Below are 16,783 nucleotides of genomic sequence, written 5' to 3' on the forward strand. Positions count from 1 at the left end.
AAACATCCTCAAATCGAGGGAATTTTCTCAGAAAGTAAAGGATGCAGTGGCACGGGGCATGAAGAAACATGCCATGTCATTTACTGAGTCACAGGAGGCGCTGTGAGTAAAAAAGCGATAGTCACAGGCGGCTCAAGAGGTATTGGTGCCGCAATAGTAAAAACACTTGTACGTGAAGACTTTCAGGTCGCGTTCAGCTATATCTCCAATAAAGAAAAAGCCGATTCTCTGGTGGAAGAGATAGAGCGGGAGGGCGGAAAAGCAGCCGCATTTCAGGCAGACGTTTCAAATTTCGATTCGGCGGCAGCATTTATAAATCAGGCCAGGGAATACCTGACCGATGTCGATCTGCTTGTCAATAACGCCGGCATCACACGGGACAGAAGCCTCTTTATAATGCAGCCTTCAGACTGGGACGCTGTGATAAGCACCAACCTTACCGGGTATTTCAATGTAACAAGGAACCTGATCGGTTATTTTTTCAAAAACAAGCGCGGATGTATTGTAAATATATCATCGGTCAGCGGACTGGTCGGTATTAACGGACAGACCAACTACTGTGCATCGAAAGCAGGTATAATCGGCTTTACACGCGCACTGGCCAAGGAAGCAGCAAAATTATCGATTCCGGTAAACTGCATAGCACCGGGATATATAGATACCGAAATGACCAAAGCCATTCCTGAGAAACATCTGGAGGAGATAAGAAATATGATTCCGATGCGCAGGATGGGAAGTGCTCAGGAAGTGGCAGATCTGGTAGCATTTCTGGCTTCAGAAAAAGCCAGGTATATAACCGGGCAGGTATTTGCCATAGACGGTGGCCTGACGGCCTGAATGGGAGCAGACAATGTTCGATATACAGGAAATAATGAAAAATGTTCCTCACCGGTATCCTTTTCTTCTTATCGACAGGGTACTGGATTTTAAGGAAAACCAGTCAGTAACCGTATTAAAGAATATTTCAATAAACGAGGCTCAGTTTCAGGGACATTTTCCCTCCAAACCAGTCTTTCCGGGTGTATATATAATTGAAAATATGGCCCAGGCATCCTGCTTCCTGCTGGCTAAGTCATCAGGCGGTATTAAGGAAAACTGTGTTTACTACCTGGGCAAAGTCTCAAAAATGTCTTTCATGCAACCAGTCGTTCCAGGAGATCAACTCGTCACGACTGTGAACATTGAAAAAGTTTTCGGTGACAGTGCCGCTGTGGTGGGAAGAGCCACAGTAGATGGAAAGCTTGTAGCAAAAGGGGAAATGATGTTCGGGATGCGCAAAGAAGCCTGATTTTTCCATTCCGGAGAATGCCCTGCTTTCAGAAATAATGACATTTTATTTCACAATTGGATTTCTACAGCCTAATTAACTATATTTACCTTTCTTTATAATTTCATGTTAATGGGATAAAAGTATCAATATGTACGAAAACAGAGTCGTAATTACTGGTCTGGGCCTGGTTACCCCAATAGGTACAGGTGTAAAGAAGTTCTGGCAAGCCGCCCTGAATGGAGAAAATGGTGTCAGACCTCTCCAGATCTTTGATGCAACTGAATTCAGAACCAAAACCGGCGGTGAGGTCTTGGATTTCGATGCATCGCAGTATCTCTCAAATGAAGAGATAGAAGAGATGGGCCGTTCAAGCCAGTTTGCAGTTGCTGCGGCTAAGATGGCAATCTATGACTCAGGCATAGATCTCTCAAAGGAAAATCCTTTCAGGATCGGTATCAGCATGGGTACTACCATGGGTGAACCTCAGATTCTGGAGAAGGGAGTAAAGATAAAGTATCAGACCGGTGATGCCGGCCAGATCCCCTCCAACCTTCCAAGACAGTATCCCTGTGCATCAATACCAGCTAATATCGCAAGAGTTTTTGGAATCAAAGGCCCGCATATAATGATTCCCACTGCCTGCGCCGCGGGAAACTATGCTATAGGGTATGCCTTTGATTTAATAAAGCGAAACAAGATCGATATGGCAATCGTTGGAGGAAGTGATCCGTTCTCAGGTATCGCTTTCACAGGTTTCAACCGCCTGCTCGCTACAACACCAGACGTCTGCCGTCCTTTCGACAAAAACCGCGCAGGCATGGCAGTCAGTGAGGGATCGGGTGTGCTGTTTCTGGAGCGGCTTGACAAAGCTATAGCACGCGGAGCAGAAATATACGCTGAAATTATCGGTTGTGGTCTGGGTTGTGATGCCTTCAAGATGACAATACCTGACCCCACCGGAAGCGGCGGGATTCTGGCCCTGAATCGCTCGATCAAATACTCCGGGATCACCCCGAACGATATAGATTATATCTGTGCACACGGAACCGGTACCGGCGAGAACGATAAATCCGAAACACTTATAGTTAAATCGGTTCTGGGCGAGAAGGCCCGCACTACTCCTATGTCATCACTGAAATCCATGTTAGGCCATACCATGGGTGCTGCCTCAGCCATAGAAGCTGCAGCATGCGCCCTGATGATAAAGCATGGGATTGCCTTACCGACAATAAATTATTCCGAACCAGACCCGGAATGTGATCTCGATTATATACCTAATCAGGCCCGTCCGATGAAACTTGAAACAGTGGTTTCCAATGCTTATGCATTTGCGGGCAATACTTCCTCAATTGTTCTCAGAAAATTCAAAGGGTAAGATTCAAAGAATGCGATCCAGACCAATTGTAATAACCGAAGTCGGAACTATAAGTGCGCTGGGAATAGGATTCAGCAATGCCTCTTCATCTCTCAGCCAGCCGCCCCGTAAATCCTCTGTAAAGGATTTTGAATTTCATCAATTCAGCAGTGAGGTTCCCTGTTACGCGGTTCGTGATTTCGATCCAGTAGAGGTACTTGGAAAAAAAGGCCTTCGTAACAAGGATAACTCCACTAAATTCCTTCTTGGGACATTCGATACTGGGCTGAAATCGGTGATGGAGAGTACAGACGAGGAGAGTCGCCCTGGAATCTGTATCGGAACTGCTTTTGGCAGTGTACAGAGCATAGGAGATTTTCTCAGTGATTCGATTGTAAACGGTGTAAATAATGTCAATCCTCAGGCTTTTGCCAACACAGTGATAAATTCCCCCACAGGAAATGCCAACATCCGCTATACGTCCCGAAATCTCAGTGCAACCATTTCCACTGGTTTCAACTCCGGCCTGGATGCACTCATCTATGCCTGCGACCATATCGGGATGGGATATCTGGACAGAATAGCTGCCGGTGGTCTGGAAGAGATAAGCTACTATAGTCTTCTTGGATTTGAAAGAACAGGTATTCTCTCCAAATCAGGAGACTTGAGAGCTTTCGCATTAGACAGCGATGGCGTTGTGGCTGGTGAGGGGTGCGCCGTGTTTCTTCTGGAAACAGAGGAATCCGCAAAGGCAAGAGGTGCTTCTATTCTGGGTGAAATAGCCGGAGTCGGCAGTGCTTTCAACCCTGATGCCAGAAAGGGTTCATCCGGAACAGACGCGGCAGTACACGCAATAAAAGCAGCCTGCGACGAGGCTGGAATAGATCCTGACGCTATTGACTTTATTGCTTCAGCAGCCAGCGGCAACAGGCTGAGCGATCAATTTGAAGCGGATGCAATCACAACCGTGTTCGGAACGAATAAACCGGTAACCGCATACAAGATGTTTACAGGCGAATGCTACGGGGCATCAGGTGCACTTAATACAATGTGTGCACTTTCTGATCTCAGAAATTCCCGCATCAGTGGAACCGGACCAACTTACAATACCATCGGTAACATCCCGCTGGTATTCGACACAGTACAAAAAGAAAGCACTTATGCTCTGGTCACGTCATTTTCATGTGACGGGAACTGTGGCGCACTGGTGCTTAAAAATGTTAAGTAACTCTGCAGCCGGATATTTATTTTAAACATAAACAATAAAAAACCTCGATCCAGTGAGGAGACTTTCGCATGAATAAAGAAGAAATCAAAAGCACTATTCGCGAACTCATTACAGACATCGCAGAAGATATGGATATTGACGAATCTTCGATTACCGATGATGCCAGTTTTATTGAAGATATGGGACTGGATTCAATGGCATTGCTGGAAGTGCTGGCTACCATGGAGAAAAAATTCGGTGTTTCAATACCGGAATCCGAATTCCCCAATATCACTTCTATCAACAAGTGTGTAACAACTGTTGAAAAATACCTCTCCCAGAAGAACTGACAGTAAAGATCTGAGGCGGTCACTTTACTGTGACCGTCTTTTCCCCCTTTTATAACCATTCCGGATACACACTTCTCTTAAAACCGTTTCCTTTATACCAATAGTACAACATCAAAATTCTGTTTTTCAAACTACACAGCCGAAGAGGTTTGTAAATGCTTGTTTTCCGGCTCTATCCTGCCCCAGTTTATTGTGAGCAGAATTTACTGACTTCGGGGAAAAAAAAATAGTACTGCATTATAGATTGGCCATGGATTCCAGACGGATTCTGATGTATTTTATGGTAATTGATCTTTTCTGATCGGGTTCTTGACAGCCTCATCGACCTGATCCGCAAAACACTCGCGACAATTACCGTTCTCCAACGCATTGGCGCTGATCTAATATCGGGAAACGGGATTTCTATTCTCCTTTGGAATCTGCGGAGGATTTTTGGATAGAGATTTTGATGTAATTATACTCGGGTCCGGAATCGGAGGACTCACCTGCGGCGCATTTCTGGCATCCAGTGGAATGAGAGTTCTTGTTCTGGAAAAACACACCCGTATCGGGGGTTACACACATTGCTTCAAGCGCAGGCAATTCAGATTCGAATCAGCGGTACATTCGATTCCTGCAGGCCCGAACGGTTTTATCATGCATCTGCTGAAACAGCTTGGCATCGATAACCGCATTATCACAGAAGAACACAAAACTATGTACCATTCACAGTGGAATGGATTTTCCTATTCTGTTCCTGTCTGGTACGATCAGATCATTGAGAAACTATCAGAGGATTTTCCGCATCAGAAATCCAACCTGATGAAACTTTTTGGTGAGATGAGGTCCTTTTATGATGCTTTTCTGGGACCTCTCTGGCAGGGATCTCTGGAAGAAACACCTGAATACCATTCATTTGTATCTGCTCATCAGAACCAAAATTTCAAAGATTACATTAAATCTTTTATTAATGATGAGAATCTTCAGAGGGTAATTTATTCTCAGTGGCCATTTGGCGGCACTCCCCCATCCAGCGCTCCAGTAGCGTTTTATGTTTTGATGTTTATAGTGCACGCGATGGAAGGTTCTCATTCCATTAAGGGTGGATTCGATAACCTGGCTTCAGCCCTCGCATCTGTTATTACATCCAATGGTGGTGAGGTACGTACCAGGGCAGAAGTAGTATCTCTGAAAGCGGAAGGAGGCAGTGCGAATTCCGTCACCCTTGATAGTGGAGAGACCTTTTCTGCAGACAATTTTGTCTCAAATATCAGTCCTTATATACTTCACAACGAAATCATCGGTCCTGAATCCCGAAGCAGAATATGGCTGCGCAGGTTAGGTAACCTCAATCCGTCTGTATCCTGTGTCGCCGTTTATCTTGGACTTGACACCCCGTCTTTCAATATGGTTCCACATAATGTCTTCAACTGGTTTGACGGCAGTGATGAGTCGGTGTATGAACGGATACAGAACTGTGATCTTCAAACAATCGATCATTTAATCTTTCTGCGTCCTTCGGATTCCGAGGATGACAAGACCCTGACCATTCTCAACTTTGTCAAAAAGTCAGCCTCAGATAACTGGAAAAGCGAAAAGATTCTGCATGCAGAAAGGATTATGACAAAAGCAGAAAGCATCATTCCGGGATTGAGGGGACATGTAAGCCTTATGGAAACAGGTTCTCCATCAACCTTTGAGCGCTACACAGGGAACACCGGAGGCGCTCTCTATGGTTTTGAAAACACATCGCATATTTACGGTGAAGCTAAACTTCCCATTAAAACACATCTTTCCAACCTCTTTCAGACAGGGCACTGGGGAAAACCGGGCGGCGGTATCTGGAATACTATGTATAACGGCTATACCACAGCACTTACAATGCTGACAAGCATTGAAAACAGAACGGCAATAAAGTCCGCCAAATCATCCTGAGAACGGTTGATCTCTTAACTGTACTCCATTTAAATGCGCGACATAGTATTTTGTAATTGTCCACATGTTCGGACAAAGGTAAGCTATATATTTATAGAAATAAACCTCTCTGAGGAGTTGAAAAGAAAATGAACCCTGTGAAAAAGTCAACCAAACTCGACAATGTGCTTTACGATATAAGAGGTCCGGTTCTTGATGAGGCAAAACGTCTTGAAGAAGAAGGATATCAGGTACTAAAACTCAATACCGGCAATCCTGCTCCCTTTGGATTGTTCGCTCCCGATGAGATTCTTCATGACATGGTTATAAACCTCAGCACAACCCAGGGTTATAGTGATTCAAAGGGAATGTTTCCGGCGCGTAAAGCGATAATGCAGTATTGTCAGCAGAAAAACATTGCCGGTGTGGAAACCGAGGACATTTTCATCGGAAATGGGGCCAGTGAGGTAATAGTTATGGCCATGCAGGCGTTGCTCAATACCGGTGATGAAATTCTGGTTCCCTCTCCGGATTATCCTCTATGGACTGCGGCCGTCAACCTTTCCGGAGGCACCGCGGTTCACTATGTCTGTGATGAGCAGTCATCCTGGTGTCCGGATATAGAGGATATAAAGAAGAAGGTCAATTCAAACACCCGGGGAATCGTGGTGATAAATCCCAACAATCCCACAGGTGCGCTCTATCCGGTGGAAATCCTGGAACAGATAATTGAAATTGCCCGTCAGAATGATCTTATAGTCTTTTCCGATGAGATTTATGACAAGATTACCTATGACGGAGCAGTTCACACATCTACTGCTTCCCTTGCCGACGATGTATTGTTTATCACAATCAATGGACTTTCTAAAACATATAGAGTAGCAGGGTTCAGGGTTGGATGGATGGTGGTAAGCGGAAGAAAGAGTGTTGCCAGAGATTACATTGAAGGACTGACGATGCTTGCCTCGATGCGCCTGTGCAGCAACGTTCCAGGACAATCGATAATCCAGACCGCACTGGGAGGTTACCAGAGCATCTATGATTTGACAAAGGAAGGGGGCAGACTCAAAGAACAGCGGGATATCTGCTATTCGATGGTAAACCAGATAGAAGGGCTTAGCTGCGTGAAACCGCAGGCGGCTTTCTATCTTTTCCCAAAAATTGACATAAAGAAGTTTAATATAACAAGTGATGAAAAATTCGTGCTGGACTTCCTGCGCAGTGAGAGGATCCTTTTAGTGCACGGGACAGGTTTTAACTGGTCCGATCCTGATCATTTCCGTATTGTCTTTCTGCCCACTGCCGAGGAACTGAAAGACGCGATGTTAAAGCTCAGGAAATTCCTGTCCGGTTACAGACAAGAGTGACAGGGTTTCCTGTTCAATCGATCAGGAACAGGGTAGTTTATGAAACTTTTCTGTTCTTTGTGCGTTTATGCCCTGAGAATTAGAAGAACGACTCTGTTCCTGATTATGATTCCAATGGTTCTCTATTCTGATGACTTCCTCTCTCAGCAGAGAAATTATACCCGCTTCAGATCCTCAGAAACGGAAAAATTAAAGACAGTCGAAAAGCTCTTTTCCGACAAAGGACTTTCCTTTACACAATCAAAGATCTTCCTGAGAGCTTTTAAAAGAGAAGCTCAGCTCGAGTTGTGGGCTGCCAAAAGGGACTCAGATGATTTTGTTCTGTTAAAGACATATCAGATCTGTCAAAGTTCGGGTGACCTGGGTCCTAAAAGGATGCAGGGTGATTATCAGGTTCCTGAGGGCTTGTACATTATCGACAGGTTTAATCCTTCAAGCAGTTTTTACCTTTCTCTGGGGATCAACTATCCCAATAAATCCGACAGAATTCTCGGAGTGGCAGGAAAACTGGGCGGAGATATCTTTATACATGGGAGTTGTGTCACAATCGGGTGTTTGCCGATTGAGGATGAATATATAAAGGAATTATATCTGATTTGTGCTTATGCCAGAAATTATGGTCAGAAGATGATCGAAGTTCATATATTTCCTGCCAGAATGAATGAAGAGGGGATGAAGTTTTTAAGAAACAGGTATAATGTTTACAGGGAGACTATTGGATTCTGGGAAAATCTTAAGCAGTTTTATGATTATTTTGAGAAACAGCATCGAGTCCCGGTTCATTCAGTCGCACCGGATGGAAAATATGTTTTAAAGAGTCCGGATTGAGGAACGGCAGGTGGAATATCTATTCTCAATAGAGAACAGTAATACGGCCTCACAGCCGTGTAATAACTTGCGTTCAAACGCTTTCTTTATTATGTTAAAACCAGTATTCATCATGGATCTTCAGGATTGAAGAGCCGGAAGATGAAAATACGGGACGAATTAATTGTTGCCGGTTAAACGTGTAAAAAATGGTTGTACAAATCTTTTTCGCACCATTTCAGCCCATTTCTACACTATCTACATTAAGCGGTTTACCTGATCATTTTACGGAAAACAACCCGAAGGAATAAAGGCATGCTTGATTTTTTTACGATTCAGACAACTACTGCAAATCCAACGCTGATAAGCACCCTCTATACTGTTCTTCTTTCATTTGTCCTCTCATCACTTATCGCCATCACCTATGAAAAAACCTATTGTGGTCTTTCATATTCACGAAACTATGTTCAATCTCTGATACTGGTATCAATAGTTGGCGGAATGATTATGCAATCTCTGGGAGATAATCCTCTGCGCGGACTCGGCATAATGGGGGCATTGGCGATAATCAGATTCAGAACGGTGTTTAAAGACCCCCGTGATATCATTTTCATGTTTGCAGCAGTTGCTTCCGGAATTGCCTGCGGTGTATTTGGATACGGTATAGCGATCATAGGGACTCTGGGTTTCTGCGGTGCTGCCGTTGTACTGTATTATTCTCCATTCGGCAAAACCCGGTATTTTGACGGGATGTTGCGATTCAATATTGACAGCAATGCCGAAAATCATGCTCATCTGGAAGGAATCATGAAAAATTACTGCAGGCATTTCGCTCTGGTCAGTCTTAGAGAGATGGCCCAGGGGGAACGAATCGACTATGCCTATCATGTCAAGCTGAAAAAAAACCTGACCAAAGAAAATTTCATCACTGAAATCAGAAAACTATCATCAATCAAAGATGTGAACTTGTTATTGCAGGAAACCACTGTTGAATTGTAAAGGTACCCCATGAAAATCCTCTATACAGCGCTTTTATGTGCACTTGCCGCCCTTACTGTAATTTCCATCAATCTGCGGAGTGATCTGGAGAGCTTTCATGGAATAGCTGATACAAAGGAAATGGTAATCAGAGCTGAATTCGGGGTTGAGATTAAAAAGATGAGGATCACTCCCGGTCAGAGGGTATTTACCGGTGATACCCTGGTGGAGATGCGCAGTCCTGAAATCGAACTGAAGATCAGCGAGTATACTCATCTTGTAAACGAAATGAGAACCCGCAGTAAAACTCAGGCGAACCTTTCAAAAGCCGAAATGAAGGCGTTGAAAAGCGAACAGGAAGCAAGAATTATCGAGATCCGCTCAGAACTCCAGCAGCTTGAGTCACAGTACGCCATAAACCGGGAGCTTATCCAGAAGTTGCGCAGTGTTAGAGATAACGACTCAACATCAATAGCAGTCAGTACCAACAATCCTACTCTGATAAGGATTCAGAACCTTAAGGAGGAACTTGCCAGGTTAGACAGGTCAACCGCTATAATGGATGAGAACCTCCGCAGCCAGATCTCTCACGGGGTCGATCCGTTAAAGGATCAACTGGAACAGTACTCTGACCAACTACGTCTCTACACAGAGCTGAACAAAAAACTTTTCATAACAGCTCAGAGCGACGGCATAGTGGGAGCGGTTTTCTACAAAGAAGGAGAGATGGTTTCCGCTTTCGATTCAATCGCTACAATTCACTCTGAATCTCCTTCGTTTGTTCTGGGATATATCCATGAGAATATTTACAGTTCAGTATCCCTCGGCCAGAGTGTAACTGTACGGTCATTGGCAGACAAGAAACATCAGGTATCAGGAAAAGTGATAGGTGTGGGCACCCGGATAGTGGAATATCCTCTGCGGCTCAGAAAAGTTCCGGAAGTAGTGATGTGGGGTCGGGAAGTAACAATCAGGATACCGGAAAAAAACCAATTCCTGCTTGGTGAGAAAGTGCTCATACGCCTCGATCATGGCAATAAGCCAGTAAAGGGGCCCGCAAAGCTTGCAAATATTTTCTCACGCAGCGCTCCCCTGGCAGACACAGTTGTTACTCATGAGATGCTTCCTGAATACAGGGATATAACCCGTCCCGGGTCTTCTGCTCTGGGTATAGAGGCCTCAGGAGCGGTCTTTCTTGAGGACATTCAGAAATACTGCATAATAAGTGATGAATCCCCGATGCTTTATCTGATGAACAGCAAAGGTGAAATTGAAAACGAAGTGCAGATCAATGGCCTTAAAGATGCAAGTGACATGGAGGGAATCACAATTGACGAAAAAGGGTACATTTACATAGTATGCTCTCAGAGTCCTTCAAAAAAAGGAAAACTGCCCGACAAGCGGAAGCTTCTCATGCGTATCAGAAGAGACAGAGAGTCTTTCACCCTCGACTCGGAAGTAAAACTTCTGGATCTTCTCACAAACGCAGCCCAGAGTGATACTGGCGCGTTATGGACAAAGCTTATAAAGATCGACACTGCAAGAAGAACCCCTGATATCGAAGGAATTGCATGCAGGGGAGACTCCATTTTTCTTGGATTCAAGGAGCCGCTTCTGGATGGCAAATCGGCTGTTTTGAAGATCCAGGGTATCGATAAGATGTTCAGCAAAAAGGTTTTAAACAGTTCAGCGGTTAAATTATGGAATCAACTGGATCTCAAAGATAAAAAGACAGGAAACCAGTTCAGGATTTCTGATATGCAGTTTATCGGAGATGATCTCTATGTGCTCTCCTGCTGCACAAATAATAATAATCCTGTGGAGGGGCGCCTGTGGGTTCTCCGTTCCGGTCAGCAGTTAGATTTTGTAAAGAGTTTTACGAAAATGAAACCGGAAGGAATAGCTGTCGATACGGCAAAAAAAACTATTGTTATTACATTTGATAATGGTTCAGACCGTCTCTCGCAATTCTTTATCACGGATAATATACTTTGACCAGATATTTATTAACATCGGCGATAGTAATCCCGTTTATATCTGTTACACTGACTGCCGGACAGCCGTCATTTAAAAATCTTCTTATTTCAGCGCGTAATGATCCTGTTGTTTCCTCTCAGGACAATAAAAACGCGGCTGTGACCAAAACATTCATTGGTATACCAGGGATAGAGAATATTGAATTCCGGGTGCGCAATACCGGCTTCGATCAGAATAATTTCCGGTATTCTCTGAGGTTGCAGCCCCGGGGAGTGCTTGAAACCCGTGCAGCGGGCAGCTATAACAGCAGCCTGATCACCACCAAGAGAATGAAGCGCAATCTTCTCCTCAATATAGCTATTTACAATCGATATATCACTTTTATCGACCTGCTCGAATGGAAGACGCTTCTTGAGCTGTATCATGAGCTTATAACCCTTTATGATGACCGGATAAAGGTGCTGGAGGAATCCGCTTACAGTGAGAAGTTTGAGCTGGAGAAGCTTGTAAAGGCTGAGGATGACAGGTCGGATGAGAAGGTATTTTCTCTTGAGATAGAGAAGAACATCTCTGTTCTGGAGCAGCGGGTAGCATATTATCTCGGTGATTCATCTTTTACTTCTTTTGACACATCTGGATTGGTCAGCATTGAAACCATTATCAGAAGGATTGAAACAGGTACATTTTCCCTTGACACCAACAACGCGTACCTGGATTTCTACAGAACCGAAATTGACCTGGCACGTAAAAGATTTGATCTCGAAAAAGCCGAGACACGCCGCTATCTGGATCTTATAAGTTTCAACTACGATAACGGTGAGATGTACGATGAACTGATGAGGAAATATGATCTGAAAGACTATAATCTTAAAAAGTCTTTTTCCATTGAATTAGGGTTTCGCATTCCAAATTTGACACTCGCAGCCCACGAACTTAACAGCCGCAGAGCTGATCTTCTCAAGGAATCTGAAAAATACGAGAAGGTAAAAGATGAGCTGAGTGAGAAGGTACGCAAGGATCTTGCTGATCTGCGGCAGCTTATAGCCCAGTACCGCTATCTAAAAGAAAGGTCATCACAGGTTGATGTCGAGGCATCATTGAAGAAATTTGTTCAGATAGATGGAATCGACCCGCTTGTGGTTCTGGAGATAAAGGAGGATATCCTCAAAAACCGTATCAGCAGTACCTCGATCAAGTACGGCATAATGAGAAATTACATTTATGTAATTGATAATGCCGGACTTCTTTCACAGACACCTATCCGGAACTATCTCTCCGAGAATATGGAGATCGTTGAATGGTAAACACAGAAGTTGAGCAGAAGATCGGGGTTTCAACCGCTGTCACCCCATCCTTGCTTAACAGGTACGAGGCCAAATACCTCATTCCATTCTCAATGATCGGACCCATTGTTGAGTTTATTAAACCATATTGTTCCTATGACAAGTATTCGGCCTTATCTGAGGACCGGTTCTATAAAGTCAATAGTCTGTATTTCGATACTCCGGATTACCTGTTTCTGCATCAGAGGATATATAAAGCGGAGAAGCGTTTCAATATGCGGATCCGTTCTTATGGCGATCATCCGGTGATGCCCTATTTCTTTGAAATAAAGCAGCGGCTTGGTGATATAATCCGGAAGATCAGGGCAAAGATAGATGATCCTGATTACGCAGAACTTTTCAACAGATCAGGTGTAGAGATCAGGGACGGTGAGGATCAGAAAAACGAACTTCACAGGGAACTGTTTTATCGCACAGCAAGCAAGTATAATGCAGCTCCGGTAGTTCTGGTTCAATACCGGCGGCAGGCTTTTTTTTCCACCTGCGATGATTACGCAAGAGTGACCTTTGATATAGACATTCATGCCATGGAAAAAAGAAGTTATGATCCTGTACCGGAGAAGGGAAAGATTTTCCGTTGCAGTACAGGTTTTGACGGTGAACGGAATGTAATTCTGGAACTTAAGTGTTTCAAAGATTCAGTCCCGTCCTGGATGATAGACCTGATCAGAGCATTTCAGCTCCAGCGGAGGGGTTTTTCGAAATACTCGACATGTCTTCAAAATGTCTTTGACAGAAAAACTCAGGATCAGTTGCTTTCATACAACCCTTCACGATGCGCTTCTTTTTTCAGGGGGTAAATTTGAGCAGTCCGGTACTGTTGAAGCGACTTCTTCTTACTGTTGCTGCAGGTCTGCTTGCAGGCTGTGTGCTTATTAACAATCCCAATGATATCACTGCACGTGAGGAGCTTTATAATCTCATTATCAGCGAGATCCATTACAATCCTCTACCGTCAGGACAATGCTCATCAGACAGTCTGGAATTTATAGAAATATTCAACGGAAGCGGCAAGGAAATTTCTCTGAAACAGGTAGCCTTTGATGACGGGATCAGTTATTCATTTTCATCAGAGGAGAGTATTCTGCACGGAGAATACATCGTGTTGGCATCCTGTGCCGAGTGTTTCGAGACAAAATACGGATTTCCGCCGCATGGAGAGTTCAGCGGTAATCTTAAAAATTCCGGTGAACGAATAGCCTTGAAAGATATGAGCAAAGAGAGAGTTTTTCTATCAATTGAATACAGTGACAAAGGTCCCTGGCCGGAGAAAGCGGACGGACTGGGATACTCGCTTGTGCCGCTCTCTACATCACCGGGATTTGATCTGACAGATGCCCGTAACTGGCGTGCATCGGCGTGCAAAAACGGGTCACCTGGCAGAGCCGACCCCTCTGTTGTATACGTAAACGAAGTGCTTACCCATACCGATCCTCCCCAGCAGGACGCAATAGAGCTTTTCAATCCCGGATTGTCACCGGTTGATATCAGCGGATGGTATCTGACAGACGACAAATCGACCCCGGCGAAATTCCGTATCCCGGACGGGACAGTGATAGAGGCAAAAGGATATCTGGTATTTTACCATAGCGATTTTTCTGCAGATCCCTCACTCCCCTATCCGTTCAGCCTGAGTGCCAACGGTGAGGAAGTCTATCTCTTTTCAGACCCATCAAATCCTGTCAACGGTTTCTCTCACGGGTTTTCTTTTGACGCAATCGAAAACGGAGTCTCTTTTGGACGCCACATAAACAGTTCAGGTCAGGAGAGATTTACTACCTTCAGCGAACTTACCCTCGGAAAGGCTAATTCCGATCCATATCTGAGCCAGGTCGTCATTACAGAAATAATGTACAACCCACCCAACGGACGTGATGAATACGTGGAGATAAAAAACTGCGGTTCTGAGACTGTTTCACTGTTTGATGAGGGTTATCCGGAGAACACATGGATTCTCAAAGGCTTTGGTTTTGCATTTCCTCAGGGAGTGTCCCTTAAAAGCGAACAGAGGGCCCTGATAATCACAGATACCATTCCGGCGGAAGAATTCAGGTCTTTATACGATGTGCCCGAAGATGTACCCATTTTCAGCGGTGCAAGCGGAGGCCTGCGTAACAGTGGTGACACTTTGACTCTGATGTCTCCGGAGGAACCGTTTTTGGATGGAATCAAGACTGTTGTACCTTACAAAGTAGTAGAGAGAGTAGAGTACAGCGATAAGGGTTTATGGCCGGTATCTGCGGATGGTGGAGGGAAGTCTCTGATTCGGAAAAACACGGATCAGTTTTCAGATGATCCTGCAAACTGGATGGCAGGTAATCCTTCTCCTGGAAGATAAACTTCCGGATTCAAACAGCCTTATCTGAGTTTACCCCTTTTTTCTCTACCAGACGAACCTGATAAGTATTTCAGATTAGGCAAAATATCGTTAAAATACTCATAGGGGTTATCTCATCAATTTAATGACAACCGGAAGCCGCGGCCATTTCCTGAAAGAGACAGTTCAAAAGCTTCCCGTCAGCCTCCCGGCGCAGGTGAAGTCCGTTACCCAGGCAGAGATTCCACATTGAACACCCCGTACACATTCCCTGTTTAAGCCATTTGCGGTTGCGCATGATCTGGAACCTGTTGTTCCAGACATCAATGAAATCATCTTTATAAATATTACCCTGAATGTAATCGGCTCTAAGAGAGGGACAGGCTGAAATTGACCCATCGGCAAGAACTGATCCTATATTTACCCCTGCCCAGCAGAAAAACGGTGTCTGCCGGACCTCCATTTCATACCCTCCCAGAAAACTGTCACATCCATACATGGCATCTACTTTACCCTCTTTCCGGGTGGCAACAATGAAATCCATCAGTTGCCGAAGCTGGTTGCCATCAAGCTTCAATTCACCATTCTCCGCTGCCCGTCCCTTAGGGAAGATTGTCGCCAAACGCCAGTTTGTCACCCCCAGTTCAACCAGCCTGGTTTTAAGTTTTTCGAGCTGCCTGACATTTCTCTGGTTTACACAGGTAACTACATCGAAAGAAAGGCCTCTGCTGCGCGCTTTTGAAGCAAGTAAGATCGCTTCACAGGCACGTTTATAAGATCCGCTTTTTCCCCTTAACCATTCATGATCCTCCTGCAGCCCATCCAGACTTATTGTCAGATATCTCAACCCGGAACACAGCATCTCCTCCATCTTTTCTGCAGAGAGCAGATACCCGTTTGTAACCATCCCCCAGGAGAATCCCCGGCGTATAATCTGCCTGCCTGCCTCAGCCAGATCCTGACGAAGCAAAGGTTCTCCACCGGTAACAGCCACAACTATTCTTGATATATTGGTGCGGCTGGATATATTGTCGAGTACTTTGAGGAAATCCTCCAGAGGCATATCCGGAGTAATTGAATCTCTCATGCAGTCACTTCCGCAGTGAAGACAAGCCATGTTGCACCGCAGAGTGCATTCCCAGAACAGGTAACGCAGTTCATGTGAGAGGGCGTCTGCCTTGCGCTTGGCGGAAAACAGACGGAGGGCGATTTTTTTCCTGAGTGACAGTTCCATGTTTACAAGGTCACCTGACCAGTATCTTTACACTGAGGTCACTCTTTTTATTCCGCAATTTCAGGAAATAGACACCCTTTGCAGCCGGACTGGTATCCCACCGAAGTATTCCATCTTTATCTGCAGACAAATCTGTAATCTTCTGCCCTTTGCTGTTAATGATAGTGGCATCGGTTCTGCCATCTTTCCATTCCGGAATATGTATCTGAAGCTGATTTCCCTGCAGTATGGTCATCACAGAAGCCTGTTGAGGACGAGTCATCCCTTCTTTGACATCTACAGCCATTTCCTGCAGGTAGAGAGTGTATGTGGAATCTTTGTCATTATGGACTTGTATACATCCTGAAGAGTAGAACCTTGTCCTGCCGGATAGTTCGATAACCTCTTCACTATTTATCGTAAAATTCGTAATATTAACATTTTTCCTAAAATAGCCATTTTCATCTGTTGTGACGTTTTCAATTGTCGATGGCCCATACATCGGGACAACTATTCCATAATCAGCCGCTATTCCATACTCAGGAAGGATACATGGAGCAAGGAACAGCTTTATATTTTTGCCGCTTCCGGCTTTTTCGTGGGTAGCCCCAACATATTGTGCCTAAGCACTTCTGAAACGTAAACAAGGCTTTACAGGAGGATATGGGTACAAATCCAATCCTCCGCAATGAAAAAAGATTGCTGTT

15 protein-coding genes are annotated in these 16,783 nt (G+C 44.6%); 13 read left to right on the forward strand and 2 right to left on the reverse strand.

Annotated elements, in window-relative coordinates; genetic code table 11:
* Positions 1 to 102 precede the first annotated feature (102 nt).
* From fabG to GX089_15465, 13 genes are all read left to right on the forward strand, one after another.
* The gene (fabG, locus tag GX089_15405) at positions 103 to 837 is read left to right on the forward strand and encodes a 3-oxoacyl-[acyl-carrier-protein] reductase (GenBank protein NLP03880.1); all 735 of its coding nucleotides are present in this window, start codon (positions 103 to 105) and stop codon (positions 835 to 837) included.
* A 13-nt stretch (positions 838 to 850) separates the two neighbouring features.
* Complete coding sequence (gene fabZ / locus GX089_15410; protein NLP03881.1) at positions 851 to 1,288, forward strand: 3-hydroxyacyl-ACP dehydratase FabZ; 438 nt, start codon at positions 851 to 853, stop codon at positions 1,286 to 1,288.
* A gap of 130 nt (positions 1,289 to 1,418) precedes the next feature.
* Positions 1,419 to 2,645 carry a beta-ketoacyl-[acyl-carrier-protein] synthase family protein gene (locus GX089_15415; GenBank protein NLP03882.1) on the forward strand — a complete coding sequence of 409 codons (1,227 nt, stop codon included), beginning with the start codon at positions 1,419 to 1,421 and terminating at the stop codon, positions 2,643 to 2,645.
* A gap of 10 nt (positions 2,646 to 2,655) precedes the next feature.
* Complete coding sequence (locus tag GX089_15420; GenBank protein ID NLP03883.1) at positions 2,656 to 3,852, forward strand: hypothetical protein; 1,197 nt, start codon at positions 2,656 to 2,658, stop codon at positions 3,850 to 3,852.
* 68 nt (positions 3,853 to 3,920) lie between these two features.
* Entirely contained in the window at positions 3,921 to 4,181 is a 261-nt protein-coding gene (locus tag GX089_15425) for an acyl carrier protein (protein NLP03884.1), read from the forward strand.
* Between the two features lie 432 nt (positions 4,182 to 4,613).
* Complete coding sequence (locus GX089_15430) at positions 4,614 to 6,095, forward strand: NAD(P)/FAD-dependent oxidoreductase (GenBank protein ID NLP03885.1); 1,482 nt, start codon at positions 4,614 to 4,616, stop codon at positions 6,093 to 6,095.
* A gap of 128 nt (positions 6,096 to 6,223) precedes the next feature.
* Entirely contained in the window at positions 6,224 to 7,441 is a 1,218-nt protein-coding gene (locus tag GX089_15435; GenBank protein ID NLP03886.1) for a pyridoxal phosphate-dependent aminotransferase, read from the forward strand.
* A gap of 39 nt (positions 7,442 to 7,480) precedes the next feature.
* Positions 7,481 to 8,269, forward strand: a complete 789-nt coding sequence (locus tag GX089_15440) for a hypothetical protein (protein ID NLP03887.1) — start codon at positions 7,481 to 7,483, stop codon at positions 8,267 to 8,269.
* A 294-nt stretch (positions 8,270 to 8,563) separates the two neighbouring features.
* Positions 8,564 to 9,247, forward strand: a complete 684-nt coding sequence (locus GX089_15445) for a DUF4956 domain-containing protein (GenBank protein NLP03888.1) — start codon at positions 8,564 to 8,566, stop codon at positions 9,245 to 9,247.
* Between the two features lie 9 nt (positions 9,248 to 9,256).
* Positions 9,257 to 11,221 (forward strand): DUF3616 domain-containing protein, encoded by a 1,965-nt coding sequence (locus tag GX089_15450; GenBank protein ID NLP03889.1) that lies wholly within the window; start codon positions 9,257 to 9,259, stop codon positions 11,219 to 11,221.
* Positions 11,218 to 12,507, forward strand: coding sequence for a TolC family protein (locus tag GX089_15455; GenBank protein NLP03890.1), 1,290 nt, complete (start codon positions 11,218 to 11,220; stop codon positions 12,505 to 12,507). The genes GX089_15450 and GX089_15455 overlap by 4 nt, the downstream gene beginning before the upstream one ends.
* Positions 12,501 to 13,346: a polyphosphate polymerase domain-containing protein gene (locus GX089_15460; protein ID NLP03891.1), complete on the forward strand. Its 846-nt coding sequence runs from the start codon at positions 12,501 to 12,503 to the stop codon at positions 13,344 to 13,346. The genes GX089_15455 and GX089_15460 overlap by 7 nt, the downstream gene beginning before the upstream one ends.
* A 2-nt stretch (positions 13,347 to 13,348) precedes the next feature.
* Positions 13,349 to 14,884 carry a lamin tail domain-containing protein gene (locus GX089_15465; protein ID NLP03892.1) on the forward strand — a complete coding sequence of 512 codons (1,536 nt, stop codon included), beginning with the start codon at positions 13,349 to 13,351 and terminating at the stop codon, positions 14,882 to 14,884.
* A 121-nt stretch (positions 14,885 to 15,005) separates the two neighbouring features.
* Here GX089_15465 and GX089_15470 read toward each other — a convergent pair whose 3' ends face one another.
* Both GX089_15470 and GX089_15475 read right to left on the reverse strand, forming a co-directional pair.
* The gene (locus GX089_15470) at positions 15,006 to 16,097 is read right to left on the reverse strand and encodes a radical SAM protein (GenBank protein NLP03893.1); all 1,092 of its coding nucleotides are present in this window, start codon (positions 16,095 to 16,097) and stop codon (positions 15,006 to 15,008) included.
* A gap of 10 nt (positions 16,098 to 16,107) precedes the next feature.
* The gene (locus tag GX089_15475; GenBank protein ID NLP03894.1) at positions 16,108 to 16,578 is read right to left on the reverse strand and encodes a T9SS type A sorting domain-containing protein; all 471 of its coding nucleotides are present in this window, start codon (positions 16,576 to 16,578) and stop codon (positions 16,108 to 16,110) included.
* Positions 16,579 to 16,783 lie beyond the last annotated feature (205 nt).

The organism is Fibrobacter sp. (assembly GCA_012523595.1).
GTDB lineage: Bacteria > Fibrobacterota > Chitinivibrionia > Chitinivibrionales > Chitinispirillaceae > JAAYIG01.

Bases quoted from the DNA above. Each gene is read 5' to 3' on its own strand.
- fabZ (NLP03881.1), top strand. From the start codon at position 851: ATGTTCGATATACAGGAAATAATGAAAAATGTTCCTCACCGGTATCCT.
- GX089_15415 (NLP03882.1), top strand. From the start codon at position 1,419: ATGTACGAAAACAGAGTCGTAATTACTGGTCTGGGCCTGGTTACCCCA.
- GX089_15420 (NLP03883.1), top strand. From the start codon at position 2,656: ATGCGATCCAGACCAATTGTAATAACCGAAGTCGGAACTATAAGTGCG.
- GX089_15425 (NLP03884.1), top strand. From the start codon at position 3,921: ATGAATAAAGAAGAAATCAAAAGCACTATTCGCGAACTCATTACAGAC.
- GX089_15435 (NLP03886.1), top strand. From the start codon at position 6,224: ATGAACCCTGTGAAAAAGTCAACCAAACTCGACAATGTGCTTTACGAT.
- GX089_15440 (NLP03887.1), top strand. From the start codon at position 7,481: ATGAAACTTTTCTGTTCTTTGTGCGTTTATGCCCTGAGAATTAGAAGA.
- GX089_15445 (NLP03888.1), top strand. From the start codon at position 8,564: ATGCTTGATTTTTTTACGATTCAGACAACTACTGCAAATCCAACGCTG.
- GX089_15450 (NLP03889.1), top strand. From the start codon at position 9,257: ATGAAAATCCTCTATACAGCGCTTTTATGTGCACTTGCCGCCCTTACT.
- GX089_15460 (NLP03891.1), top strand. From the start codon at position 12,501: ATGGTAAACACAGAAGTTGAGCAGAAGATCGGGGTTTCAACCGCTGTC.
- GX089_15470 (NLP03893.1), bottom strand. From the start codon at position 16,097: ATGGAACTGTCACTCAGGAAAAAAATCGCCCTCCGTCTGTTTTCCGCC.
- GX089_15475 (NLP03894.1), bottom strand. From the start codon at position 16,578: ATGTATGGGCCATCGACAATTGAAAACGTCACAACAGATGAAAATGGC.